The sequence below is a fragment of the Promicromonospora iranensis genome (genome assembly GCF_028994775.1).
Classification (GTDB): domain Bacteria; phylum Actinomycetota; class Actinomycetes; order Actinomycetales; family Cellulomonadaceae; genus Promicromonospora; species Promicromonospora iranensis_A.
In genome coordinates this window covers 200,293-223,194 of record NZ_JAJQMN010000008.1, presented here as the reverse complement: position 1 = coordinate 223,194, position 22,902 = coordinate 200,293, and the positions used below count along the sequence as shown (strand labels likewise).

19 protein-coding genes are annotated in these 22,902 nt (G+C 71.9%); 12 read left to right on the top strand and 7 right to left on the bottom strand.

Going from position 1 to position 22,902, the window contains the following annotated elements:
• Positions 1 to 82: 82 nt before the first annotated feature.
• The 3 genes from LUU90_RS16775 to LUU90_RS16765 are packed head-to-tail and all read left to right on the top strand — an operon-like array spanning position 83 to position 2,204.
• Positions 83 to 868, top strand: coding sequence for a hypothetical protein (locus LUU90_RS16775; RefSeq protein WP_275004733.1), 786 nt, complete (start codon positions 83 to 85; stop codon positions 866 to 868).
• Positions 865 to 1,485, top strand: coding sequence for a hypothetical protein (locus LUU90_RS16770; RefSeq protein ID WP_275004732.1), 621 nt, complete (start codon positions 865 to 867; stop codon positions 1,483 to 1,485). The genes LUU90_RS16775 and LUU90_RS16770 overlap by 4 nt, the downstream gene beginning before the upstream one ends.
• Positions 1,482 to 2,204, top strand: coding sequence for a hypothetical protein (locus LUU90_RS16765; protein WP_275004730.1), 723 nt, complete (start codon positions 1,482 to 1,484; stop codon positions 2,202 to 2,204). Before LUU90_RS16770 ends, LUU90_RS16765 begins: the two co-directional genes overlap by 4 nt.
• On the opposite strand, the gene LUU90_RS16760 is transcribed toward LUU90_RS16765, so the two are convergent.
• Both LUU90_RS16760 and LUU90_RS16755 read right to left on the bottom strand, forming a co-directional pair.
• Complete coding sequence (locus LUU90_RS16760) at positions 2,185 to 3,480, bottom strand: hypothetical protein (RefSeq protein WP_275004728.1); 1,296 nt, start codon at positions 3,478 to 3,480, stop codon at positions 2,185 to 2,187. The two genes, LUU90_RS16765 and LUU90_RS16760, sit on opposite strands and share 20 nt — an antisense overlap.
• A 72-nt stretch (positions 3,481 to 3,552) precedes the next feature.
• The gene (locus LUU90_RS16755; RefSeq protein WP_275004727.1) at positions 3,553 to 4,056 is read right to left on the bottom strand and encodes a TetR/AcrR family transcriptional regulator; all 504 of its coding nucleotides are present in this window, start codon (positions 4,054 to 4,056) and stop codon (positions 3,553 to 3,555) included.
• A gap of 125 nt (positions 4,057 to 4,181) precedes the next feature.
• On the opposite strand from LUU90_RS16755, the gene LUU90_RS16750 reads away from it, so the two are divergent.
• Complete coding sequence (locus LUU90_RS16750) at positions 4,182 to 5,072, top strand: NmrA/HSCARG family protein (RefSeq protein WP_275004725.1); 891 nt, start codon at positions 4,182 to 4,184, stop codon at positions 5,070 to 5,072.
• Between the two features lie 51 nt (positions 5,073 to 5,123).
• Here the strand turns inward: LUU90_RS16750 and LUU90_RS16745 are convergent, their stop codons facing one another.
• Together LUU90_RS16745 and LUU90_RS16740 are read right to left on the bottom strand one after the other, a co-directional pair.
• Positions 5,124 to 7,862 (bottom strand): UvrD-helicase domain-containing protein, encoded by a 2,739-nt coding sequence (locus LUU90_RS16745; protein WP_275004723.1) that lies wholly within the window; start codon positions 7,860 to 7,862, stop codon positions 5,124 to 5,126.
• Between the two features lie 49 nt (positions 7,863 to 7,911).
• Positions 7,912 to 8,685, bottom strand: a complete 774-nt coding sequence (locus tag LUU90_RS16740) for a class I SAM-dependent DNA methyltransferase (protein WP_275004721.1) — start codon at positions 8,683 to 8,685, stop codon at positions 7,912 to 7,914.
• A gap of 138 nt (positions 8,686 to 8,823) precedes the next feature.
• Here LUU90_RS16740 and LUU90_RS16735 point away from each other — a divergent pair, with 138 nt between their 5' ends.
• Positions 8,824 to 9,471, top strand: a complete 648-nt coding sequence (locus LUU90_RS16735) for a LysE family translocator (RefSeq protein ID WP_275004720.1) — start codon at positions 8,824 to 8,826, stop codon at positions 9,469 to 9,471.
• A 29-nt stretch (positions 9,472 to 9,500) separates the two neighbouring features.
• Here LUU90_RS16735 and LUU90_RS16730 read toward each other — a convergent pair whose 3' ends face one another.
• Complete coding sequence (locus tag LUU90_RS16730) at positions 9,501 to 9,887, bottom strand: DUF1761 domain-containing protein (RefSeq protein WP_275004718.1); 387 nt, start codon at positions 9,885 to 9,887, stop codon at positions 9,501 to 9,503.
• 71 nt (positions 9,888 to 9,958) lie between these two features.
• Here LUU90_RS16730 and LUU90_RS16725 point away from each other — a divergent pair, with 71 nt between their 5' ends.
• The 3 genes from LUU90_RS16725 (at position 9,959) to LUU90_RS16715 (ending at position 13,154) form a co-directional block, all read left to right on the top strand.
• Entirely contained in the window at positions 9,959 to 10,603 is a 645-nt protein-coding gene (locus tag LUU90_RS16725) for a TetR/AcrR family transcriptional regulator (RefSeq protein ID WP_275004716.1), read from the top strand.
• Between the two features lie 101 nt (positions 10,604 to 10,704).
• Positions 10,705 to 12,129: an MFS transporter gene (locus LUU90_RS16720; RefSeq protein ID WP_275004715.1), complete on the top strand. Its 1,425-nt coding sequence runs from the start codon at positions 10,705 to 10,707 to the stop codon at positions 12,127 to 12,129.
• On the top strand, positions 12,126 to 13,154 hold the full coding sequence (locus LUU90_RS16715; RefSeq protein ID WP_275004713.1) for a hypothetical protein: 1,029 nt from the start codon (positions 12,126 to 12,128) through the stop codon (positions 13,152 to 13,154). Before LUU90_RS16720 ends, LUU90_RS16715 begins: the two co-directional genes overlap by 4 nt.
• A 40-nt stretch (positions 13,155 to 13,194) precedes the next feature.
• On the opposite strand, the gene LUU90_RS16710 is transcribed toward LUU90_RS16715, so the two are convergent.
• Both LUU90_RS16710 and LUU90_RS16705 read right to left on the bottom strand, forming a co-directional pair.
• On the bottom strand, positions 13,195 to 13,938 hold the full coding sequence (locus tag LUU90_RS16710; protein WP_275004711.1) for a hypothetical protein: 744 nt from the start codon (positions 13,936 to 13,938) through the stop codon (positions 13,195 to 13,197).
• A 14-nt stretch (positions 13,939 to 13,952) separates the two neighbouring features.
• Entirely contained in the window at positions 13,953 to 17,828 is a 3,876-nt protein-coding gene (locus LUU90_RS16705; protein WP_275004710.1) for a DUF4082 domain-containing protein, read from the bottom strand.
• A 378-nt stretch (positions 17,829 to 18,206) separates the two neighbouring features.
• On the opposite strand from LUU90_RS16705, the gene LUU90_RS16700 reads away from it, so the two are divergent.
• The 4 genes from LUU90_RS16700 (at position 18,207) to LUU90_RS16685 (ending at position 22,901) form a co-directional block, all read left to right on the top strand.
• Complete coding sequence (locus LUU90_RS16700) at positions 18,207 to 19,430, top strand: glycosyltransferase family 4 protein (protein WP_275004709.1); 1,224 nt, start codon at positions 18,207 to 18,209, stop codon at positions 19,428 to 19,430.
• A gap of 194 nt (positions 19,431 to 19,624) precedes the next feature.
• Positions 19,625 to 20,719, top strand: a complete 1,095-nt coding sequence (locus LUU90_RS16695; RefSeq protein WP_275004708.1) for a Gfo/Idh/MocA family protein — start codon at positions 19,625 to 19,627, stop codon at positions 20,717 to 20,719.
• Entirely contained in the window at positions 20,716 to 21,750 is a 1,035-nt protein-coding gene (locus tag LUU90_RS16690) for a dTDP-glucose 4,6-dehydratase (protein ID WP_275004707.1), read from the top strand. Before LUU90_RS16695 ends, LUU90_RS16690 begins: the two co-directional genes overlap by 4 nt.
• Complete coding sequence (locus tag LUU90_RS16685) at positions 21,747 to 22,901, top strand: DegT/DnrJ/EryC1/StrS family aminotransferase (protein WP_275004705.1); 1,155 nt, start codon at positions 21,747 to 21,749, stop codon at positions 22,899 to 22,901. The genes LUU90_RS16690 and LUU90_RS16685 overlap by 4 nt, the downstream gene beginning before the upstream one ends.
• Position 22,902 lies beyond the last annotated feature (1 nt).

The window sequence follows — 22,902 nt, the reverse complement described above, 5'->3', positions numbered from 1 at the left end:
CGGGGAACGCGTGCACGCAGCCACCCCCGGGGAGCGGACTTTCGCCCAGATGGTCCGTAATGCGCCGCTACGATCGTGCGCCATGAAGCACGCCCGCAATGACGGCCCCGATCTCGCGTTCCGGCTCGGCCGCCGCGTGGTCACCGCCGTCGCCGACGACATGTCCACGACGCAGCGCGTCGTGGCAGGTGTGGTCGCGGCGCTCGTCGCGGTCTCCCCGTTCGGGGCATGGAACGAGGTGGAGCCGCAGGCCGACCCGCTCACCGTCGGCACGCCGGTCGAGGTCGGGCCCTTCGAGGTCACCATCGAGAAGGCCGCCACCGCCGACGAGCTCGGCCACCTCGTGCCGGCTCCGGGCAACCACATGCTGGCGGTCGTTGCGAACGTCACCAACACGGGCGACGTACCCGAGATCGCCGGCACCCTCGGCAGCGCGGTCCCCGCACCCGAGAACGTGGGGATCGTCCCGCAGGAACCGATGGGAAGCCTGGGTGCCGAACCCGGGACGGACCCCGCCGACGACGGCGCCACCCCCTCGGCGGCCCCGTCGGCGAGTGCCGCTCCCGGAGACGAGGGCGGGTCCGCCGAACCCGAGCTGCCCTCCCCGTCCATCGTCAACATCAAGGACGGGGCCGACGTCAGAATTCTCAACCCGGGCCTGACGTATCGGGTCGCGCTGATCTGGGAGCAGAGCGGCGAGTTCTCCGGTGACGTGATCCCGCTCCGGATGGTGGAGCTGGAGTGGGTCGAGGAGGACCCGCTGGGCCTGGACGACGGGCACTGGTTCGCGAACGAGATCGCCTTCGAAGGGCAGATCCCGGTCGAGGCCGCGAAGCCGGCGCCGAGCACCGAGGCGGAGCAGCAGTGAGGCACGGTCGCCGTCGGATCACATGGAAAGGCACCGCGCTCGTCGTCGGGGCGGTGGCGGCGGGCTGCGCGCTCGTGACCTACGTGCCGCAGGTCCAAGGGGTGGACACGCCGTTCGTGGTCAAGGGCGCCGTCGGCGAGACACTCGACCTCACGTACGCGGAGCTCACGGTGACCGACGTGCGGGTCGCCGACACCGTGGCCGGCTTCTCCGATGCGGCCGCCGCGGGCGGGACCTTCGTCGTGATCGACGCGACGTGGCGCGCGACGCAGGGCGAGACGCACTTCAGCGGAGCGGAGATCACGGACAGGCAGGGGCGCAGGTTCTGGGCGACCAATGCGGCCGAGTGCTCCGCGACAGCCGCCGCTCAGCCTGGCTACGCCTGGCGCACCACCTACTGCTTCGACGTGCCGCGCGACGCGCTGGAGGGCGCGACGGTACGGCTCGCCCGGGGTGACGACGACGAGGATCACGCGGATCAGCGGCGCGACGCCGTCGCCGTGGTGGACCTCGGCATCACGGCGAGCGAGGCCGACCAGCTGTGGGAGACGACGGAGACCGTGTCGCCCGAGGCGCCGGGTTATGCCCCGGCGAGCGCAGGAGGTAGCGAGGGATGACGACTCTGGTGACCCCGGCGGTGCCAGGACCGGGCGAGATGCCGCAGGGCGCGCCCCCGAGCGTTCGGCCCGGGATGCTCCCTGGCATGCTCCCGCCCGACACACCGCCGCCGCCGCGCCGCCGGGGATGGTGGCGGCGCAACATCGTCTGGCTGGTGCTGCTGCCGGTCGCGGTCGCGGTCGCAGCGGGGGCGTCGTCGTTCCGGGTGTGGGCGTTCTGGTGGCCCGTCGGGCTGCATCTCGAGGTGGACCGGGTGGCCGTCGGCGAGCGGGCGCACCTCGAGGGCGAGTACTACGACACCTTCGGGCTCGACGTGCCGGAGCGGGCGCAGACCACGGTGCTGCGGAAGATCGACGCGACAGTGACGAGCGTCGAACAGGTAGACCAGCTGCCCGCGCCCGAGTACGGCGACCCGGCGGTGATCCCGGACGGCTCGGTCGCGTACGCGGTGCAGGTGCACTTCGCGGCCGAGCTGCAGACCGACCTGTCGCTGTGCCAGATCATGCTCGTGTCCGAGGAGGGCACGCGGTACGGGGAGTCCAGCACGGACGTGCTGGGCAGCTCCAACCGGTGCTCGCTGCCGGACGCCGAGGGTTTCGTCAGCGAGCAGCCCGAGTGGGACGTCACGACCTACGTGCTCGCCGACCCCGACGCCCGGATCACGCAGGTACGCCTGGGGTTCGGCGGTCCGGAGTACGTCACGTTCGACCTGCCGTAGCGGCCTCCTCCTCGCGGACCACGAGGCCACGCTCGACCAGCACCTCGACGGTCGCCGCGATCAGCGCGGCGGCCAGAGCCAGCGCGAGGGCGAGCCCGGCTGCCGACTCCATGGGGCTGAAGGCGAGCCAGGTGTCGGTCTCGACAGGGCCGGTCACGGCGCGCACCAGCCAGCCGAGGCCCTGCGGCACCCGCATCAGGACGAGGTAGCCCAGGCAGAAGACGAGCATGGGGCCGAGCCCGCCGTCCACGATCATCTTGACGCCGTTCCACAGGGCCGAGAAGCGGGCACGCAGGTCGTCGGTGAGCGACTCCAGGATCGAGCGCAGCCCACGCGGGAGCCAGGTCATGCGGTCGAGCCAGTGGTGCTCGGTCGACGGCGGCTCCATCAGCTTGTGCCCCAGCACGACGGCGCCGATCGCGAGCCAGGCCAGAGGCGCGACGAGGACGACGTCGAGCGACTCGAAGACGGTCACCACGCCGTCGGCGACAAAGGCGACGGCGTCGTTGCCCGTCTCCCCCACTGCCTCCTGCGCGACGCCGACGGTGCCGACGGCCGCCGCGACGAGCTGACGGTCCGTGGCCTCGTCCCAGAGACCCAGCTCGATGGCCTCGATCTGTCCGGCGACCTGGCTGGTCCAGTAGATCTCGAGGCAGCCGCCGAGCACGGCGAACCCGAGGAAGCGCAGCTTGCCCTCGAGCCTGCCGAGCAGCCAGCGCAGCAGGAAGGCGGCCAGCACGATCGCGACGAGCGTCCAGCCGTTCCAGACGCCGAGCCGGGAGGTCCAGTCGAGGCCGCCCGGGGCGAAGAGGTCGTTGAACAGCTCGTCGGCGGAGGCCTCGTTGATGAACCGGGCGCGGTCCGCGTCCATCAGGCCCTCTACCTCGTAGATCACCAGGAACGGCACCAGCACCGAGAGAGCGACGTCGATGAGGCGCCGCTCACGCCCTTCCGACGGCATGATCGGGGCGCCGCGGGTCGGCAGCATGCCGGGGACCTGGCCGACGCCCGCCGCGGCACCCGGTCGGGACGGGACGGCCTGCGCGCTCAGGTGCGGTAGCGACTGGCGGCAGACCCACAGCATCCCGATGACCGGCATCAGGTAGCCGAGCGGGCTCACGATCAGGAGCAGCTGTGCCACGAACGAGTTCCACTGGCTCAGCTCGACGGCGCCCCACATCGCGCCGTTGCGCACGGCGACGCCGAGCAGGCCGAGCGTCAGCAGCGCCGGCCAGTGCGCGGCGAACAGCCGACCGGTGGAGACCAGGATCCTCATGGCGACACATAGTGGCCTAAAGCCTGATGAATACGCCAAACCCGTTCAACCGTGCGCATCTTGATCGGGTGATCAGCCCTGCCGCACGAGGACCCCCTCGAGCACCAGGGTGACCAGCCGCTCAGCCTCCTCCGGTCCGGCCTGCTGCGCGGCGAGCGAGATCGCGTTGACCAGCGTGAGCAGATCCGCCGTCGCGACGTCGCCGCGCACCAACCCCGCCTCCACTGCCCGCCGGACGAGCGGCTCGCCCGCGGCGATGAGGTGCGCCTGGCACGTCCCGCTCTCCGCGGGTGGTCCGTTCAGGAGCGCCGCGGCGAGGCCCCGCGTCGTGGTCGCGTAGGCGGCCACCTCTCTCAGCCAGCGCACCAGGGCGTCGAGCGGTTCCGGTGCATCCCGCAGTTCCTCCGCACGGTCGATCAGGCAGCCGACGCGCTCGGCGAAGACGGCCTCCATGAGCGACCAGCGGGACGGGAAGTGTCGGTGCAGCGTGGCTGAGCCGACACCGGCGGAGCGGGCGATCGCCTCGAGCGACGCCTCGGCCCCGTCCTGGGCGATCGCCTCCGAGGCAGCGCTCACGATGCGGTCGTAGTTGCGTTGTGCGTCAGCTCTCATGGTCCGCCGATTGCCAAAGTGGGGTGGTCCCCCATATGTTAGCCGAGCCATCGAAATGGAGCACCACCCCACTTTACGTCGGAGGAACCATGTCGGTACTCGTCATCGGAGCGACAGGCAATCAGGGCGGGGCCACCGCACGGTCGCTGCTGGACCGGGGTGTCGCCGTGCGCGCGCTGGTCCGCGACCTGGGCTCGGACAAGGCGCGAACACTGCAGGAACGTGGCGCAGAACTGGTGACCGGAGACCTGGACGACCTGCCGTCGCTGGTCGCCGCGGCCGAGGGGATGGACGCCGTGTTCTCCATCCCTTACCCCGATGTGAACGACCTGGCCGGCGATGCCGAGGTGGTCCGGGGACACAATGTCGTCGAGGCCGCACGCACGGCGGGCGTCTCCCACCTGGTACACAGCAGCGTCTCCGGCGCGGGTGAGTTTCACCGCACACAGCCCGGCTGGGCCGAGGGCCGGTGGGACACGCACTACTGGGAGAGCAAGGCAGCCGTTGACGAGGCGGTGCGGGCCGGGGGCTTCGAGCACTGGACCGTGCTCAAGCCGGCGACCTTCATGGAGAACCTGCTGGGCTGGTCGTACCTCTTCGGCGACTGGTCGAGCAGCACGATCATCAGCGGGTTCGCGGCGGACACACTCATCCCGTGGACCGCCGTCGACGACATCGGCGAGGTTGCGGCGACAGCGCTCACGGAACCGGGCCGGCTGGACGGCATGGACGTGGAGCTGGCGAGCGAGAGGCTGACGATGACCCAGACCGCCGAGATCCTCAGCGAGGTCACCGGCCGGACCATCTCCGCGCCGGTGCTCACGCCGCAGCAGGCCGTCGAGCGAGGCATGCTGCCCGCCATGGTCAACGCCGTCGAGCAGATCAACGAGAACGGCGCACCGGCCCGCCCCGAAGACGTCCGGGCACTCGGCCTGCCCACCACCGACTTCCGCACCTGGGCACGCCGGACGCTCGCCTGACCCTCCGCACCCTCCGCGTGCCTCCGGACCGGCCGCCGGGGGCACGCGGTCTCAGAGCTTCGTGACCGCCGTGTACTTCAGCGCGATGCGCTTGGTCCCGTTGCTGCCGAAGTCGATCTTGACCACGGCGTTCGCCTCGACGTCCACGACGGTGCCGAGTCCGTAGGAGTCGTGCGTGACGCGGTCGCCGATCGCCAGGTCCGGGATGTTCTTCTGGACGTTGATCCCGCCGAACCCGCCCTTCGCGCCCGTCTTCTTCTCCGGGGCGAACGGCTTGCTCTGCCCGCTGCCCGACGACGTCCCGGCGCTGGTGCGCGAGGTCCCCGACCGGCCCGCGGACCAGGTGGAGCCCGTGCCCGACCCGCGCCCGCCGGAGCCGTAGCCGCCCGACCCGTATCCCCCGCTCCAGCCGCCCCGGCCCGCGCGGATCGCCGCCGTCGACGACTCCCGGCGCCGCCAGTCCCAGAGCTCCTCCGGGATCTCCTGCAGGAACCGGCTCTCGGGGAACTCGTTCGCCATGCCGAAGGCGGCCCGGACCGACGACCGCGTGATGTACAGCCGCTCGCGTGCCCGGGTGATGCCCACATAGGCGAGCCGGCGTTCCTCCGCGAGCTCGGAGTCGTCGTGCAGCGAGCGCATGTGCGGGAACGTGCCGTCCTCCATGCCCGTGAGGAAGACGACGGGGAACTCCAGGCCCTTCGCCGTGTGCAGGGTCATGAGGGTGACGACGCCCTGATCCTTCTTGGGCGCCTCCTCCGCCGCGCCGTCGGCCACGTCCTCGTCGGGGATCTGGTCGCTGTCGGCCACCAGCGAGACGCGCTCCAGGAAGTCCGCCAGCGAACCCTCGGGGTCGGTCTCACCGAAGTCGACGGCCACGGCGTGCAGCTCCGCAAGGTTCTCGACGCGTCCCTCGTCCTGCGGGTCGTCGCTCGCGCGCAGCTCCGCGAGGTAGCCGGTGCGGTCGAGCACCGCGCCCAGCACCTCGGCCGGCGGGGCGCCCTGGTCGACCAGGGCACGCAGCTCCCGCATCATGTCGCGGAAGGCCAGCAGCGGCTTGAGCGAGCGGTTGGTCATCCCGGGGATCTCGTCGGCGCGCTCCAGGGCGGCGCCGAACGAGATGCGCTCCCGGTCGGCGAACGACGCCACGAGGGACTCCGCACGGTCGCCGAGACCGCGCTTGGGCACGTTGAGGATGCGGCGCAGGTTCACGTCGTCGTCCTCGTTGGCCAGCGCTCGCAGGTAGGCGACGGCGTCCTTGACCTCGCGACGCTCGTAGAACCGCGTGCCGCCCACCACCTTGTACGGAAGGCCGACGCGGACCAGCACCTCCTCGAGCGCACGCGACTGCGCGTTGGTGCGGTAGAAGATGGCGACGTCGCCGGGCCGCACGCCGTCGGAGTCGCCCAGCTTGTCGATCTCGTCGGCGACGAACCGCGCTTCCTGGTGCTCGTCGTCGGCCACGTAGCCCACGATCTTGGACCCGGCGCCCGAGTCGGTCCACAGTCGCTTGGGGGTGCGGCCGGCGTTGCGGGAGATCACCGCGTTGGCCGCGCTCAGGATGTTCTGCGTGGAGCGGTAGTTCTGCTCCAGCAGGATCGTCGTGGCGTCCGGGTAATCCTTCTCGAACTCCAGGATGTTGCGGATCGTGGCGCCGCGGAACGCGTAGATGGACTGGTCGGAGTCACCCACGACGGTGAGCTCGGCCGGATCCAGCATCCCGGTGGTCGAGCCGGTCGAGACCTCCTCGGTACCGACCCCGGCCAGCTCCCGGACCAGCGTGTACTGGGCGTGGTTCGTGTCCTGGTACTCGTCGACCATGATGTGCCGGAACCGGCGCCGGTAGTGCTCCGCGACGTTCGGGAACGCCTGGAGCAGGTTCACCGTGGTCATGATGATGTCGTCGAAGTCCAGCGCGTTCGCCTGCGCGAGCCGCGCCTGGTACCGCGTGTAGACGTCGGCCAGGACCTGGTCGAACTTGGGCGCCGTCGTGTTGCGCTCGTCGGCCGACTGCCCGCCCCACGGCCTGCGGATGGCCCCCGCCTCCGCCGCCGCGGCCGCCGCGAGCGCCTCCTCCGTGGCGTTGGCGCCGGTCTGCCGCGCGTACGTCTCGGGGTCGATCAGCTCGTTCTTCAGGTCGCTGATCTTGTTGGACAGCCCGCGTGCCGGGTACTTCTTGGGGTCGAGGTTGAGCTCGCGCGTGACCAGCGTGATGAGGCGCTGGCTGTCCGCGGCGTCGTAGATGCTGAAGCTCGACCTCAGGCCCAGCGTCGTCGCCTCGCGGCGCAGGATCCGCACGCAGGCCGAGTGGAACGTCGAGACCCACATGCGGTTCGCGGCGGGGCCGACCAGACCCTCCACGCGCTCGCGCATCTCGGCCGCGGCCTTGTTGGTGAACGTGATCGCCAGGATCTCGCCGGCCCGCGCCCGGCCGGTGGCCAGGAGGTAGCCGATGCGGTGCGTGAGCACCCGCGTCTTGCCCGACCCGGCGCCCGCCACGATGAGCAGCTGCCCACCCTCGTGCACCACGGCGGCCCGCTGCTGCGTGTTGAGGCCGTCCAGCAGCGCGTCGGGATCGAGGTGCGAATAGGCGCCCCGGGCGCGCGGCGCCTCGGACTCGTGCGGCAGGCCCGCCAGCCAGTCGGGCTCGGCGGGCAGCGCCGACTCGCCCGGGTCGCCGGCGTCCGCACCGTCGTCGTCCCACTGCGGCGCCGTGCTCGGCAGGCGCGACAAGGTGCCGGGCGACGCGGGGTCGAGGCCGGGCAGGGAGAGGCTGTCGAAGAGGGAAGTCATCGTCCCTAAGCCTAGGCGGGCTCACCGACACTGCCGACGGGCCCCGCCGTCAGACCTTCTCCCAGACCGATACCTGCTTCGTGCTCTCGTGCTCGAACCGCGACCGGTCCCAGTCGGCCCACCGGTGCTTGAGCCGCATCCCGGCGATACGGGCCATGAGGTCCATCTCGGCGGACCACGCGTACCGGAACGGCACGACGCGGAACCGGCCGCCCTCCGGAGTCACCGTCACGTGGTTCGACGTGAACAGCTGCGTCGCGACGTCGTACCGGTCGAAACCGATGTACCCGCCCCCGTCGTCGGGTGCGACGGTGAACGGCACGGTGTCCTGACCGGGCGGCATTCGCCGCAGGTCGGGGATGCCCACCTCGACGAGGAAGAGGCCGCCGGGCCGCAGGTGCGCCGCGGCGTTCCGGAAGACGTCGACCTGCCCGTCCTGCGTGGTGACGTTCGCGATCGTGTTGAACACGAGGTAGACGAGGGAGAACTCGCCGGGCACCCGGGTGGAGGTCATGTCGCCGATCGTGACGTCGATGTGCTCGCCGCCCGGCTTGCCGCCGATCCGGGACGCCATCGCCTTGCTCAGCTCGATCCCGCTCACGCGGAGGCCACGCGCGGCCAGCGGCACGGCGATCCGGCCCGTGCCGATCGCGAGCTCCAGCACCGGGCCGCCGTCGGCCAGGTCGGCGAGCAGGTCGACCGCCGGGTTCACCACCTCGGGCGTGTTCGCGCCCTCGGGGTCGTCGTACGCGGCGGCCACGCTCTCGGGGAACCAGCCGTCGTCCGGGTCGTCGATCGCGTCGTCGCGCCTCGTGTCGCTCACACCCTCGACGTTAGGCGCGACGGCGGCGTCGGCACACTCCTTTTTCGCCCCGTGCCGGACTCCGGTAGCCGGGCACCGGCAGCGGACCGGCGACATATCTCCGTGACCCCTGGAGCAGGCCGTCGCTACGCTGACCGCATGCCCACCAGTGCGCAGCTCGTCGCCTTCCTCGCAGCGTCCGCGGTCTTCATCGCGCTGCCCGGACCGAGCGTCCTCTTCGCGATCGGACGCGCCCTGACGGTCGGCCGGCGGGACGCGCTCCTGTCGGTGACCGGTAACGCGCTGGGGCTGCTGGTCCAGGTCGCGTTCGTGGCGGTCGGGCTGGGTGCGCTGGTCGAGGCGTCCGCCACGGCCTACACCGTGCTCAAGCTCGTGGGCGCCGGGTACGTGATCTACCTGGGGATCCAGGCGATCCGGCATCGCGCCGACGCCCGGCTCGCCCTGGCCGCACCCGGCACCGTCGGCACGGCCAGCCCCTGGCGCGCGGTCTGGGCAGGGTTCGTCGTCGGCGCGACCAACCCGAAGACCATCGTCTTCTTCGCGGCGTTCCTCCCGCAGTTCATGAACGACGCCGCCCCCGCGACGCCGCAGCTGCTGCTCCTCGGGCTGCTGTTCGGCATCCTGGCCCTTGGCCAGGACTCGATCCTCGCGCTGGTCGCGAGCCAGGCCCGCACCTGGTTCTCCCGGAGCCCGAAGCGGCTCGACCACCTGAGCGTCACCGGCGGCGTCGCCATGGTGGGTCTGGGCACCGGTCTCGCGCTCGAGGGCACGGTCATCAAGGCCTAGCCCGGCGGCTCGAGATCATGGGCTCGAGATCAGTGGACGAGCCCGATGGCGGTCGCCACGAGGAGCAGCTTGAGCAGCCAGTCCCCCGCGTGGATGGCGGCGGTCTGCCACGGCACGCGCTCCCAGATGATCGAGCCCGTGAGCAGCACGACCGGGAAGGCCACCCACAGCACGAGCGCCAGCAGCAGCGAAGAAGGCAGCGCCAGCAGGTCGGCCTGTGCCGCGACCCAGGCGAACCCCGCCCCGACCACGGCGGTGCGCACCAGCTCGGTCACCACCTTCCACGGAGCCGGGCGCCCACGATCGAGAGCCCGCTCACCGAGCGCCCGCTGCTCGAGCGGCGTGGTGAGGACGTAGTACACAGAACTGAGGACGAACGCCGCCACGGCGGCGACAACGACACCCCATACGATCATGACGATCCTCCTTTTTAGTACTGGCTAGTACTGTAGCTCTCAGACTGAGTACCGTCCAGTACTATTTTCGCGTGACCTCACCAGACTCCCCGCCCCGGCGTCGTGGCCGACCCGGTGGCAGCAGCGGCTCCGACCTGCTCGCCGTCGCGCGCGACGTCTTCCTCTCACACCAGTACGCCGGCGCGACGATGGACGCCGTCGCCGCGGGAGCACGGGTCTCGAAGCAGACCCTCTACCGGCAGTACCCGTCCAAGGAGGTCCTGTTCGGGGCGGTCGTCCGGGACTGGGTCGACCGCGGTCGCGACGCGATGAGGCCGCACCTGGAGGAGCTGAGGCAGACGGAAGATGTCCGGCAAGGGCTGCTGCAGCTCTCCCGGATCCTCCACGCCGGGGTCCTGAGCCCTCCGGTGCTCCAGATGCGGACACTGATCGCCGCCGAGGCCGAACGGTTCCCCGAGGTGGCCGCCGACTACGTGCGCCGGAGCTGGGACCACAACCAGGCACTCCTCGCCGACGCCCTGCGGCACCTGAGCGCGCGCGGTCTGCTCCGTGTCGACAACCCGGCCGTCGCCGCCGAGCAGCTGACCTGGCTCATGCTGGCCGCACCCCTGAACCGGCTCACTCTCACCGCCGGCGCTGCCCGCTACACCCCCGACGAGCTCGACACCATCGCCCACGAGGCCGTCACCACGTTCCTGGAGCGCTACACCGGGTGAGAAACGCAGTTCACCCGTCCCGGACCCGCCGGGGCAGGACACGCCGGCCGTAACCTGAACAGGCCTGTCCCACCCATCTGCATCAAGATCGCTGGAGCCCCATGTCTGGTCTCGTCCGCGCCGCACCGGAAGGGACGGGACCCACGGCCAGCACCACCGGCGACCGGCCGAGCACCCGGCCGAGCACCCGGTCGGGCACCCGGCCGAGCACCCGGTCGGGCGACGCACGACGGCGCGCCGGGCGGGTCCCCTCCACCGTGGTCACGCTGGGTGTGGTGAGCTTCCTGACGGACGTCTCCTCCGAGGCCGTCATGGCGGTGCTCCCGCTGTACGTCACCGCGGCGCTCGGCATGTCGGTGATCGCGTACGGCGTGGTCGACGGGCTCGTCCAGGGCGCGGGCGCGCTGGTCCGGGTGGCGGGCGGCTGGGCGGCCGACCGCACCGACCGGCCCAAGTGGGTGGCGGCGGTGGGCTACGGCCTGTCGGCGCTGACCCGGGTGGGGCTGCTGTTCGCGGCCGGCCTGCCTGCCATCGCGAGCCTCGTCGTGGCGGACCGCATCGGCAAGGGCATCCGCACGGCGCCGCGCGACGCCCTGATCGCCGCCGCGGCGAACCCCCGCAACCTCGGGCGCTCGTTCGGGGTGCACCGGGCGCTCGACACGGCGGGCGCCACGCTGGGACCGCTGCTCGCGTTCGCGGTGCTCTGGGCCATCCCCGACGGGTGGACGACCATCTTCGTCATCTCGCTCGGCGCGGCGGTGCTCGGTGTGGGCGCTCTCGTCCTGCTCGTCCCGGACCTGCGGCCGCGCCGAGCGGCCTGGCTCAGGACCCACCGGACCCGCGAGGACCGTGGGCTGCCCAAGTGCAAGGGCTGCACGTGCGACGCGGCGGGTGGCCTCGAGACCACCGGCCGCCCTTTCTCCTGGAGCTTCCTGCGCGGTGGCGCTACCGTGCGGCTGCTGGTCGTCGCCGGGGTGCTCGGGCTGCTCACCGTCGGTGACGGGTTCATCTACCTCTCGCTGCAGGACCGCGACGGGTTCGCCACGCACTGGTTCCCGCTGCTCTACGTCGGGACGAACGCCACGTACATGTTGCTCGCGACGCCGATAGGCCGCCTCGCGGACCGTGTCGGCCGGGGCCGGATCCTGGTCTGGGGGCACACCCTGCTGGCCGCCGCCTACGTCTGCGCGGCCGTCCCGTTCCCCGGGGCGGTCACCACCGTCGCGGCGCTGGTGCTGCTCGGCACGTTCTACGCCATGACCGACGGCGTCCTCGCCGCGCTGACCAGCGCCCTGGTGCCCACCGCCGTCCGGGCCACCGCGATCGGCACCGCGCAGACGGTCACCGCGGTCACGCGCATGGCCGCGTCCGCCGGGTTCGGCGTGCTCTGGTACACGTTCGGCAGCGTCGACGCGCTGTGGTTCGCGGCCGCCGCGCTGGCGATCGCGGTTCCGGTCTGCGCCTACCTGATCCGGGGCGGCCGCCTGGAGCAGGACGCCGAAGCCGTCGAGCAGGTCCCGGCATGAGCGGGAACCCCGCCTTCCGCGGTCGGCTCATGTTCGCCGTGCTGACCCTCGTGGTGCTGGCCGGCACCGCCTGGTACGTCGCGGCCGACTTCCAGCGCGCACGTGCGGAGCGCAACGCGCCCACCCAGGTCGAGGTGGCCGAGGACGTGCTGGACGGCCCCCACGTCCTGTTCCGGGGCACGGCCCCGGGCGACCTGTACGGCAGGGTCGCCGCCGTCGCCCTGGACGACCTGTCCGGCCCGCGCGAGGTCACGCCCGTCGTGTGCGACCGGGTGTCCGGCCAGGGCTCGACGACGGTCTGCCTGCGCACCCGACGCGGCGTCGTCACGACCTACGAGGCCGAGGTGCTGGACGAGGCGTGGCGGACGACGGCCACGTGGCCGCTGCCCGGTGTCCCGAGCAGGACCCGGCTCTCGCCCGACGGGCTGGTGGCCACCACCGCGTTCGTGACGGGCCACTCCTACTCCCAGACGGGCTTCTCCACGGAGACGACGGTGCGCGACGTGGACGGCACGGAGGTGTCCGGGAACCTCGAGGACTTCACCCTGCTCGTCGACGGCGAGCGCGTGGCGCCGGTCGACCGGAACGTGTGGGGCGTGACCTTCGTGGACGACCGGAACTTCTACGCCACCGTCCGGTCGCAGTCCCTCGGCCACACCTGGCTCGTGCGCGGCGACCTCACCGAGCGCACCCTCGTCACCGTGCTCGACGGCGTCGAGTGCCCCTCGCTGTCCCCGGACGGCACCCGGCTGGCCTTCAAGCGCGACGTCGCGGAGAACGGGTCGGCGACCCCGCACTGGACCCCCGCCGTGCTCGACCTGGGAACCCTGGAGATCACGGTGCTCGACGCCGAGCAGCGCACCGTGGATGACCAGCTGACCTGGCTCGACGACGCGACACTCCTCTACGGTCTGCCCCGTGCCGACGAGCCGGGGACCACCGACGTCTGGTCGCTCCCCGCCGACGGCACGGGCACACCGGCCGTGGCGATCCCGCAGGCCTGGTCCCCGAGCGTCGTGGGCTGACGGACCCTCGGCCCTACCTGCTTGGCAGGCGGCGCCGCACCTACTTGGCGGACAGTGCCGCGAAGAGGGTGACGTCGCACCCGGCACGGCTACGCGAGGCGCCCAGCTGAACCGTGCCGTCGTCCCGGGCGAGATCAACGGTGGTGCGGCCCGGCCGCGTGGTCGTGTCCGTCTCGGTGAAGCCGCCGGTCGTGAACCAGGCGCGGTAGTCGAGGACGACGGCGTCGCAGGCGTCGTCCACCGTCGCGTCGAGCGTGACCTGGTAGCGGCGGTCCGTCCCCGTCACGGAGCTGGACGCCACCGCGGTGTCCGCCGGTACCAGCACGACGTCGTCGGGGAAGCCCGCCACGAGTCCCGCCGCGGTGCCGGTCCGCTGGTCGCGGGTCAGCCGGCCCGCCGCAGGGGCCGCCGAGTCGCCAAGGCTGTCGCCGCTCGGCCGGCCGGGCGCGGGCGGGGCGATCTCGCTGCCCTCGGCTCCGCTCTGGCCGCCGCTGCGTCCGTCCGGTGCCGGTGATCCGGCGGTCTCCGGTTCCTTTTCCTGCCCGTCGGTCCTGGGCTCGGCGTCCGTGCCGGAGGTGACGGCGCCCGCGTCACCGGGCGTGGAACCGGGCGTGCCGTCCGGAGCGGGGGCGGTGGTGCCGGTACCCGGCGCCGAGGTCGGTCCGGCGTCCGGTCCCGGATCCTGCGTGCTGGTGCACGAGGACAGCACCAGGGCCACCGCCAGCAGGGGCGCGGCAAGTCGGCCCCTGCCGGCCGGAGCGGCGAGCATCCCTCTGCGGCTCATGTCCGGTTGCCTGGTCACTGATCGGTGAACACCGGCTCCACCCAGTACCCGGTGCCCTGCCACGAGTACTGCGGGAAACCGCCGCCGTAGGCGTAGCGGCCGGCGTCCACCGGTGTCGTCAGCGGACCGATGGTCCGCGGCTGCGCGAAGTAGCCCGCGCCCGCCGCGTAACCGCCCTGCGGTGCGAGATAGGACACGACGTAGTTGGTTCCGGCGGTGATGGCCACCGGATCGGGCAGCGGAACCGTCTGCCAGCCCTCGCCCCCGCCCGAGGGCGCCTCCGCCGTGGCCAGCACTGCGCCGCCGTCCGACCACACGGTCACGGTGTGCGGCCCAGGGTTGTTCGGACCCCGGTAGAAGCGAACCGCTCCGACGGCGCCGTCGCGGTCCGCGGAGAACCGGGTGCCGAGCTCGACGGCCGCGCCGTCGTCCGCCGACGCCACCGGTGGCACGTCAGCACCGAAGATCAGGCACGGGCACCCGCCGGCCGCGGCCTGCGTGGTGAACGACCACGTGGTGGCCGCGATCGTGCCCCCGTCGGTGGTGGTCCCCGCGAACCGGGCCGTGTACGTGGTGCCGGGCAGGAGACTTGCCGTGGGGTCCAGGGTCGCCGTCGTACCGTTGATCGCGAGGCTGCCCGGTACTGCCTGGCCGCCAGGTCCGGCCAGCGTCAGCGTGGCCCCTGCCGCGAGCGGCCGTGCGGCCGTGACGGAGACGTCGGTGCTCGCCTGCACGTCGATCGCGCCGGCGGCCGGCGTGCGCGAGACGACGGTGGGGGCGACGGGAGCCGGCGTGAACGCCACGTCCACGAGATAGCTCGAGGAGGTCGCGGTCGCCGGGCGGCCCGAACCGTAGAGGTACACCCCGGCGTTCTGCGGCGTGCTCAGGTCCCCGACCGTCCGGGGAGCGGCGAGCGCACCGAGAGTCGCCGGGTAGCGGCCGGTCGGCGCCCGGTAGCCCACGGTGTACTCCTGCCCGGCGGTCACCGCCGCGGGGGCGTCGAACTCGACGTCCTGCCAGCCACGTGCGACGGGGTGCGTGACGGTCGCCTGGGCGACCAGCTGCCCGTTCTCGGCCCACAGGGAGGCCACGAACGGCCCCTGGATCTCGGCCGACTTCCAGAACTGCATACCGGTGACGTGGCCTGCCACGCGCGGCGAGAACCGCATGCCGAGCACGACGGCGTCGGTGTCGGCAGCGGCAGCGAGGTCCGGCACCGTCGTCTCGTCGTAGATGCCGCACGGGCACGTCGCGGACGGCGGGCGGACGGTCCGGAAGCTCCAGGTCTCGCCGGCGGACAGCGACGTCCCCTCAGCGGACCGGGCGGTGACCACCGCGGTGTGCTGGGCGAACCCGGCCAGCGGCGCGGACGGCGTGAAGGTGGCCGTCCGGGTGGGGCCGTCGTAGGAGACGCTGCCCGCCACGGGGTTGTCCGCCTCGTCGGTCACCGTGAAGCCGATGGTCGAGGGGACAGCGGGCTTGGAGAACGTGATGCGCACCCGGCCATCCAGGGGCACGCTGACCTCACCGGCGACAGGTGCGTGCGCGGTGGCGACGAGCGGGGAATCGTCGGTGAAGGTGAACACGGGGTCCACGTAGTAGGCGGCGTTGTCCCAGGACTGGGTCGGGACGGTGCCTGCCGCGCCGTACACGCCGGCCGGCGTGGCGCCGAACCCGCCCTGGACGGTGAGCGGCCCGGCGGCGCGCCCCTGGGCCTGGAACGCCCAGGACGTGGCGGTGTAGCCGCCGGACGGCGCGGTGTAGGACACCACGTACTCCTCCCCCGCGACGACCGGCACCGGGCGGACGAACGATGCCTTCTGCCATCCGGTCGCCGACTCACCCGTGAACTCCACGCGGGCCAGCGGCTCGCCGGCCGCACTCCACAGTGTCCCGCGGTGCACGCCGGTGTTCGCCGCGGCCTTGTGGAACCGGACGCCGCTGATGTAGCCGTCGGCCGCCGCCACGAACCGCATGCCCAGCTCGACCGGCGACGAGTCGTCGGCCGGCGCGCCCGGCGGAGCCGTGGTGCCGAACACCGTGCACGGGCAGGCCACCTGGACACCCACGGACGCCGCGGCCCCGATGTTCGCGGAGTCGTCGACCGCACGAGCGCGGATCCCCGCCGCTCCCGAGCCGAAGATCTGCCCGGTGTACTGCCAGCTCGCTCGACCCTCGGCGGGGTGCCAGGTCTGCCCGCCGTCGAGCGACACCTCCACGGCGGCCACCCGGCCCGCGGCGTCGGACGCCGTACCGGTGACCGTGACGGTCGATCCGCCCGCGAACGACTGCTGCGCGGCCGGGCTCTGGATCTGTGTGGTCGGCCCTGTGACGTCCGTCGTCCGCGTCGCCGGGGCGATACCGGACGCGAGGGTGTCCGGCTGGACGCCCATGTCCGCGAACAGGTTGACCGTCGCCTGGCGCATCCGGGAGTCGGCGGGGGCGCCGTTCCCGTCATGCTGCTGGTCCAGGCCCCAGGACCACTGCACCGTGCCGGCGGAGAACACCAGCGCGCCGCTCGCGGCCTTGTACATCGTGATGTTGTGCCGGGTGACGCCCGGCCCCACGGAGTTGCCGAAGTCCTGCAGGTACTCGGGCACGTCGCCCACGGTCGTCGACATCCGGATCAGGCCCGGGGGGCGGGAGCCGTTGTCGACGTCCTCGTTCGACTCGTAGCCGACCGTGTGCTGCGCGAGCGCCCGGGACGTCCCGGCGGGAAGAGCGGCCAGGGTCGTGCCGCGCCACATCCGCAGCTTGCCCTCCTCGGCAGTGACCGTCAGCGGCAGGTCCGAGTAGTTGACCATGTACTGGGTGCCGATGATCTCGTTCTCCGGACGCCCGCCCCCGGCCGCGGTGCTCGCGTACCGGGGATCGCGCCACGTCCCGGTCCACTCGCTGGACGGGTCGATCTTGGCGCGGCTCCAGGTCTCCTTGTACGACACGAGCGTGCGGTGGCTCGTCGACGGACCGGCCACCGACGGCTCCCAGCGCGTGCGCCAGTACATCTCGTTGCCGGCGAAGAAGGCCAGGTGCACCCCGGCGTCGCGGGCCTGTTCGACGGCGCTCCGCTGCGGGCCCGACCAGTACTCGTCGTGCCCGACGGACAGGAAGGTCTTGTGATTCAGCAGCCGGGCCCCGTCGCGGTGGGTGTCGGCCCCCGCGATGTAGGTGACGTCGTAGCCGTTCTGCTCCAGGAACCGCACCATCGCGTACTCGGCACTGAAGTAGAAGTCCCGGCCGCTCGCCAGACCACGAGTGTTGAACGGGCGGTTGTAGCTCAGCTTGTAGGCGCGCTGGTTGGCGCCCCCGGAGTAGAAGCTGGAGCCGCCGTAGGTGTTGTAGGCCTGCCAGGTGGTGTCCGCGGTCTGGAAGACCATGTCGGAGGTGGACCCGTCGTCGCGCACGATGAACGTGATGTGGCTCTGACCGCCGGTATCCGTCCGGGTCAGGTGCGCCACGTAGACGCCGGACACGGCGGTGGCCGGGACGTCCCAGCCCGCCGAGACCGCCCAGCTCCCGCAGTCGACCAGCTCGACGGGCTCCGACCATGCGCACTCGGGCTGCGTCTGCGGCAGCGTCACGCTCGGCGCGACCTGTGCGACCTTGCGCGCCCCCAGTCCCTGGTACCACCCGGTGCGGTAGATATCGATCGTGTAGGCCCGCGCGTCGGTGTCGATCTTGAACGCGACCCGGCTGCCCGTGTCGACGCTCATCTCGGTGGCGAACCCCTGGATGCTGGGGTCGCCGGCGCCCTCGATCTCCCAGACCTGCGGGTCCGTGCCCGGCTTCGAGTTCTCGCACACGACCGGGTTGCCCCCGGGGTCGCACGGAGCGGCCTCGGCAGTGGTCCCGGGGACCGCGGCCAGCAGACCCGACGACAGGGCGAGCACGGCCACAGCGAAGACCGCCGGAACACGAAGTACGCGACGGGACCGGAACGATGAACGTGCGACGGAGTAGCCCACGTTCGCCACTGTAGGAGCGCCGACCGCGGTCGGCGGTGCGGGCAGGGGTTCCTCACCCTCGGTTCACCCGATAGAACAGGAACGTATCAAGGAGAGTGCACGGACCGGAGGGGATGAAATATCGATGACGCTTCCACAGCCTTTTTTGCGCCGATCTGCACGGCATGGAAAATTGCAATCCCGGAGGCGGATGACTTCCGGGTGATCTTTGCCGGAAATTCTCGCTGACGACCAGCGGGTGAATACCCGTGTTCACCCCCTCCCCGGGTTTCTGCGAAGTGCCAGGGACGCAACACTTCCCTCATGCATTCCGCCGCTCCACACGTTCTGGTGATCATCCAGAACCTGCCGTTCCGGCTCGACCGCCGAGTGCGGTCCGAGTGCCGCGCCCTGACGGACGCCGGCTACCGGGTGAGCGTCATCTGCCCCCAGGAGAACCCGGACGAGCCCGCCCGGTTCCGGATCGACGAGACGGACGTCCACTCCTACGTGCCCCCGCCCGAGTCACGAGGACTCGCCGGCTACGTGCGCGAGTTCGCCGTCTGCTGGTGGCGCACCGCGCGCGCGTCGGCGCGCGTCCACCGGGACGCCCCGTTCCAGGTGATCCAGGCGTGCAACCCACCGGACACGTACTGGCTGCTCGCACTGCTCTGGCGCCTGCGGCGCGGCGTGCGGTTCGTCTACGACCAGCACGACCTGTGTCCGGAGGTGTACGTCGCGAAGTTCGGCCGGCGGGGTCCGCTGTACCGCGGGTTGCTCCTGCTGGAGCGTGCGACGTACCGCAGCGCGGACCACGTGATCTCCACCAACGGGTCGTACCAGGAGATCGCGCAGGGCCGCGGCCGGGTCGACCCGCTGCGCAGCTCCGTGGTGATGAGCACGCCCGACGCCGACCTCATGCGGCGCGGTGACCCGGAGCCCGGTGCCCGTGACCAGGCGAAACACCTCGTGGCCTACGTGGGCATCATGGGTTCGCAGGACGGCGTCGACCGCCTGCTGGCCGCCGTGGACCACGTGGTGAACCAGCGCGGCCGCACCGACGTGCGGTTCGCGCTCCTCGGGTTCGGGGACGCGCTGGAGAGCCTGCGCGCCGACTGCACGCGACGTGGCCTGGACCCCTGGGTGCACTTCACCGGGAGGGTGGACCACGCGGCGATCGGCCGCTGGCTGTCCAGCGCCGACCTGGGTGTCACGCCCGACCCACCCAGCGAGTTCAACGACCGCTCCACCATGAACAAGACCCTCGAGTACATGGCGCACGGGCTGCCCGTCGTCGCGTCGGACCTGACCGAGACCCGCCGCAGCGCGGGCGAGGCGGCCGTGTACGTCGCCGGCACCGACCCGGCGGCCTTCGGCGACGCGATCCTCGAGCTCCTCGACAACCCCGGGCGGGCCAGCGCCATGGGTGCGGTCGGCCGCGAGCGGATCGAGGGCGAGCTCTCCTGGCGCCGTCAGGCAGCCACCTACGTGGGGGTGTTCGACGGCCTGACCGGCCGCACCGGAACACCCGCCGAGGCGCACGCGTAAATACCGGCGCCCGCATTTTCTCGCCTCTTTGCATTTCACCCCGGGGTGAAACACGCCCGTGGGTGAATAAAGGGCGAGCGCAGGGTGATTTCGAATCACACCGGCCAGTGCAGCGCAGGGCCGGCACGTACATTGATCGGAGCCAGGAAGGCAACTATCCGGGCCGATCCGAGCTGATACCGGAAGAAGGCAGCATGGACCAAAAGATCTTGCGGGCGGCCGTCGTGGGCGCCGGCTACTGGGGCCCCAACCTGGCACGCAACTTCGCGGCATCAAACCGCTGGGAGCTGGCGGCGGTGTGCGACCTCGACGCGGACCGCGCCGCCCGCGTCGCGAACGCGCACGGCGGAGCCGAGGTCGAGACGTCGCTCACCACGCTGCTCGCCCGGGACGACATCGACGCCGTGGCCATCGCCACGCCCGCCGGGACGCATCACGCGATCGCCCTGGAGGCGCTGCGCGCCGGCAAGCACGTGGTCGTCGAGAAGCCGATCGCCGACCGTGCTTCGGCGGCCGCGGAGATGGTCGCCGAGGCACAGGCGCGAGGCCTCGTGCTCATGACCGACCACACCTACTGCTACACGCCGGCGGCCCGGAAGATCCGCGAGATGGTGGCTGACGGTGACCTGGGCGAGATCCTGTACATCGACTCGGTGCGGATCAACCTCGGCCTGGTCCAGCCCGACGTGGACGTGTTCTGGGACCTGGCGCCGCACGACCTGTCGATCATCGACTTCGTCCTGCCGGGCGGGCTGCAGCCGAAGTCGGTGGCAGCGCACGGCGCCGACCCGATCGGTGCGGGCAAGTCCTGCGTGGGCTACCTGGTGCTGCCCCTCCCGGGCGGCGCCGTGGCGAGCGTGCACGTGAACTGGCTCAGCCCCACCAAGGTTCGCCGGATGACGATCGGGGGGTCGCGCCGCACGCTCGTGTGGGACGACCTGAACCCGCAGCAGCGCATCAGCGTCTACGACCGGGGCGTCGACCTCGAGACCCAGGCGCTCGACAGCCTGGAGCGCCGGGCCGCCACCATCTCCTACCGCCTGGGCGACACCTGGTCCCCCGCGCTGGAGGAGCGCGAGGCCCTCGGATCCATGGTGAGCGAGCTCGCCGCGGCGATCCACGGGACGCGCCCGCCGCTGACGGACGGTGCGGCGGGACTCCGGGTGCTCGACGTCCTGGAGGCGGCCGACCGCAGCCTCGCCACCGGTGGAGGCGTATCGCTGGTCCGAGCGGGCACGGCTCCCGAGCCGGCGCTCACCGGCGAGCTCGTCGCAGGAGGTGCGGCATGAGCGCGCTGCACGGCACGAACATCCTGGTCACCGGCGGCGCGGGGTTCATCGGCAGCCACCTGGTCGACGAGCTCGTGCTGCGCCGGGGCGCGGCGTCGGTCACCGTCGTCGACTCACTGGTCAACGGGCGGCGGGAGAACCTGGAGCACCTGGCGGACGACCCGCGGCTGCGGCTCGTCACCGAGGACGTCCGGAGCGTGCAGGCCCTCGACCTGGTCGACGGGGCGGACGTCGTCTTCCACCTCGCCTGCCTCGGTGTGCGACACAGCCTGCACGACCCGCGGGAGAACCACGAGGTCAACGCGACGGCCACGCTGGAGCTGCTGGAGCGTGCGCGCTCGGCCGGCGTCCGGCGGTTCGTCCACGTGAGCTCCAGCGAGGTGTTCGGCACCGCGCAGTACGCCCCGATGGACGAGAAGCACCCCACCTGGCCGGAGACGGTCTACGGCGGCTCGAAGCTCGCGGGCGAGGCGTACGCACGCGCCGCGTTCCGCACCCACGACATGCCGGTCGTCGTCGTGCGGCCCTTCAACACCTTCGGGCCGCGCAGCCACTTCGAGGGCGACAGCGGCGAGGTCCTGCCCCGCACGATCGTGCGGGCGCTGTGCGGCCTGCCGGGGTTCGTCTACGGGGACGGCGAGCAGACGCGCGACTTCCTCCACGTCACGGACACCGCGCGAGCGCTGGCCGACATCGCGGGGTGCGACGCCGCCGTCGGACGCACCGTCAACGTCGGCTCGGGCGCCGAGCTCACGATCAACGACCTGGTGGCCACCGTGTCCCGGCTCGTCGGCCGACCGGACCTCGAGCCGGTCCGGCTGGAGGCCCGGCCTGGCGACGTCCGACGCCTCCTGGTGGACAACACGCTGGTCCACGAGCTGACCGGGTTCACGCCCCGCACCACCTTCGAGGAGGGCGTCGCCGAGCTCGTCGAGTGGTTCCGCGGCCGGCCGGAGAGCCCGGAGACGATGCTGAGCCGGATCGAGGACCGTAACTGGGTCGCCTCGGAGACCGTCGAGGTGACCGGATGACCGCGGCGGAAACGGGCCTCGCCCGGGTGGACGTCATGAAGCCGTGGCTCGGCGCGGAGGAGATCGCGGCGGTCACAGAGGTGATCGAGTCGGGCTGGGTCGCGCAGGGGCCTCGGGTCGCGGCGTTCGAGACCGCGTTCGCGAGCGCCATGGACGCACGAGCCGCCGTCGCGACATCGAGCTGCACGACGGCGCTGCACCTGGCCCTGGTCGTCGCGGGCATCGGCCAGGGCGACGACGTCGTGGTGCCGTCCTTCTCGTTCGTCGCCACGGCGAACGCACCCACCTACGTCGGAGCCCGGCCGGTGTTCGCCGACGTGGACGTGACGACGGGCAACGTCACCGCGGCGACCGTCGCGGCGGCGCTCACGCCGGCCACCCGCGCGGTGATCGCGGTGGACCAGGCCGGTATGCCGGTCGACCTCGCCCCGATCCGGGAGCTGTGCGACCCGCTCGGCATCGTGGTGATCGAGGACGCCGCATGCGGCGCCGGCTCGACCTACCAGGGCCGTCCGGTCGGGGCGGGCGCGGAGATCACCGCTTGGTCCTTCCACCCCCGCAAGATCCTCACCACCGGCGAGGGCGGCATGCTCACCACGAGCCGCCCGGAGTGGGCGGACCGCGCGCGGCGCCTCCGTGAGCACGCGATGAGCGTCTCCGCGGCGGACCGCCACGCGTCTCTCGTCTCGCCGCCGGAGGAGTACGAGGAGGTCGGGTTCAACTTCCGGATGACCGACCTCCAGGCCGCCGTCGGCCTGGTGCAGCTCGGCCGCCTTCCCGCCATCGTCGCCCGGCGGCGGCAGATCGCCGCCCGCTACCGGGACGAGCTCTCGGACGTAGCGGGCGTCCGGCTCGTCGACGACCCCACCTGGGGCACGAGCAACGTCCAGTCGCTGTGGCTGGAGGTCCTGCCTGGATATGGCACGGACCGCGAGGGGCTGCTCCTGTCCCTCGCCTCGGCGGGCGTCTCCGCACGGCGCGGCATCATGGCGGCACACCTGCACCCTGCGCACGCCGCACGGGAGCACGAGCCGCTGCCGGTGACCGAGCGGCTCACGGCGCGCACCCTGATCCTCCCGCTGTTCCACCAGATGACGGACTCCGACCTGGACCGCGTGGTCCACGTGGTCCGCAACCACGGGAGCCCGTGAG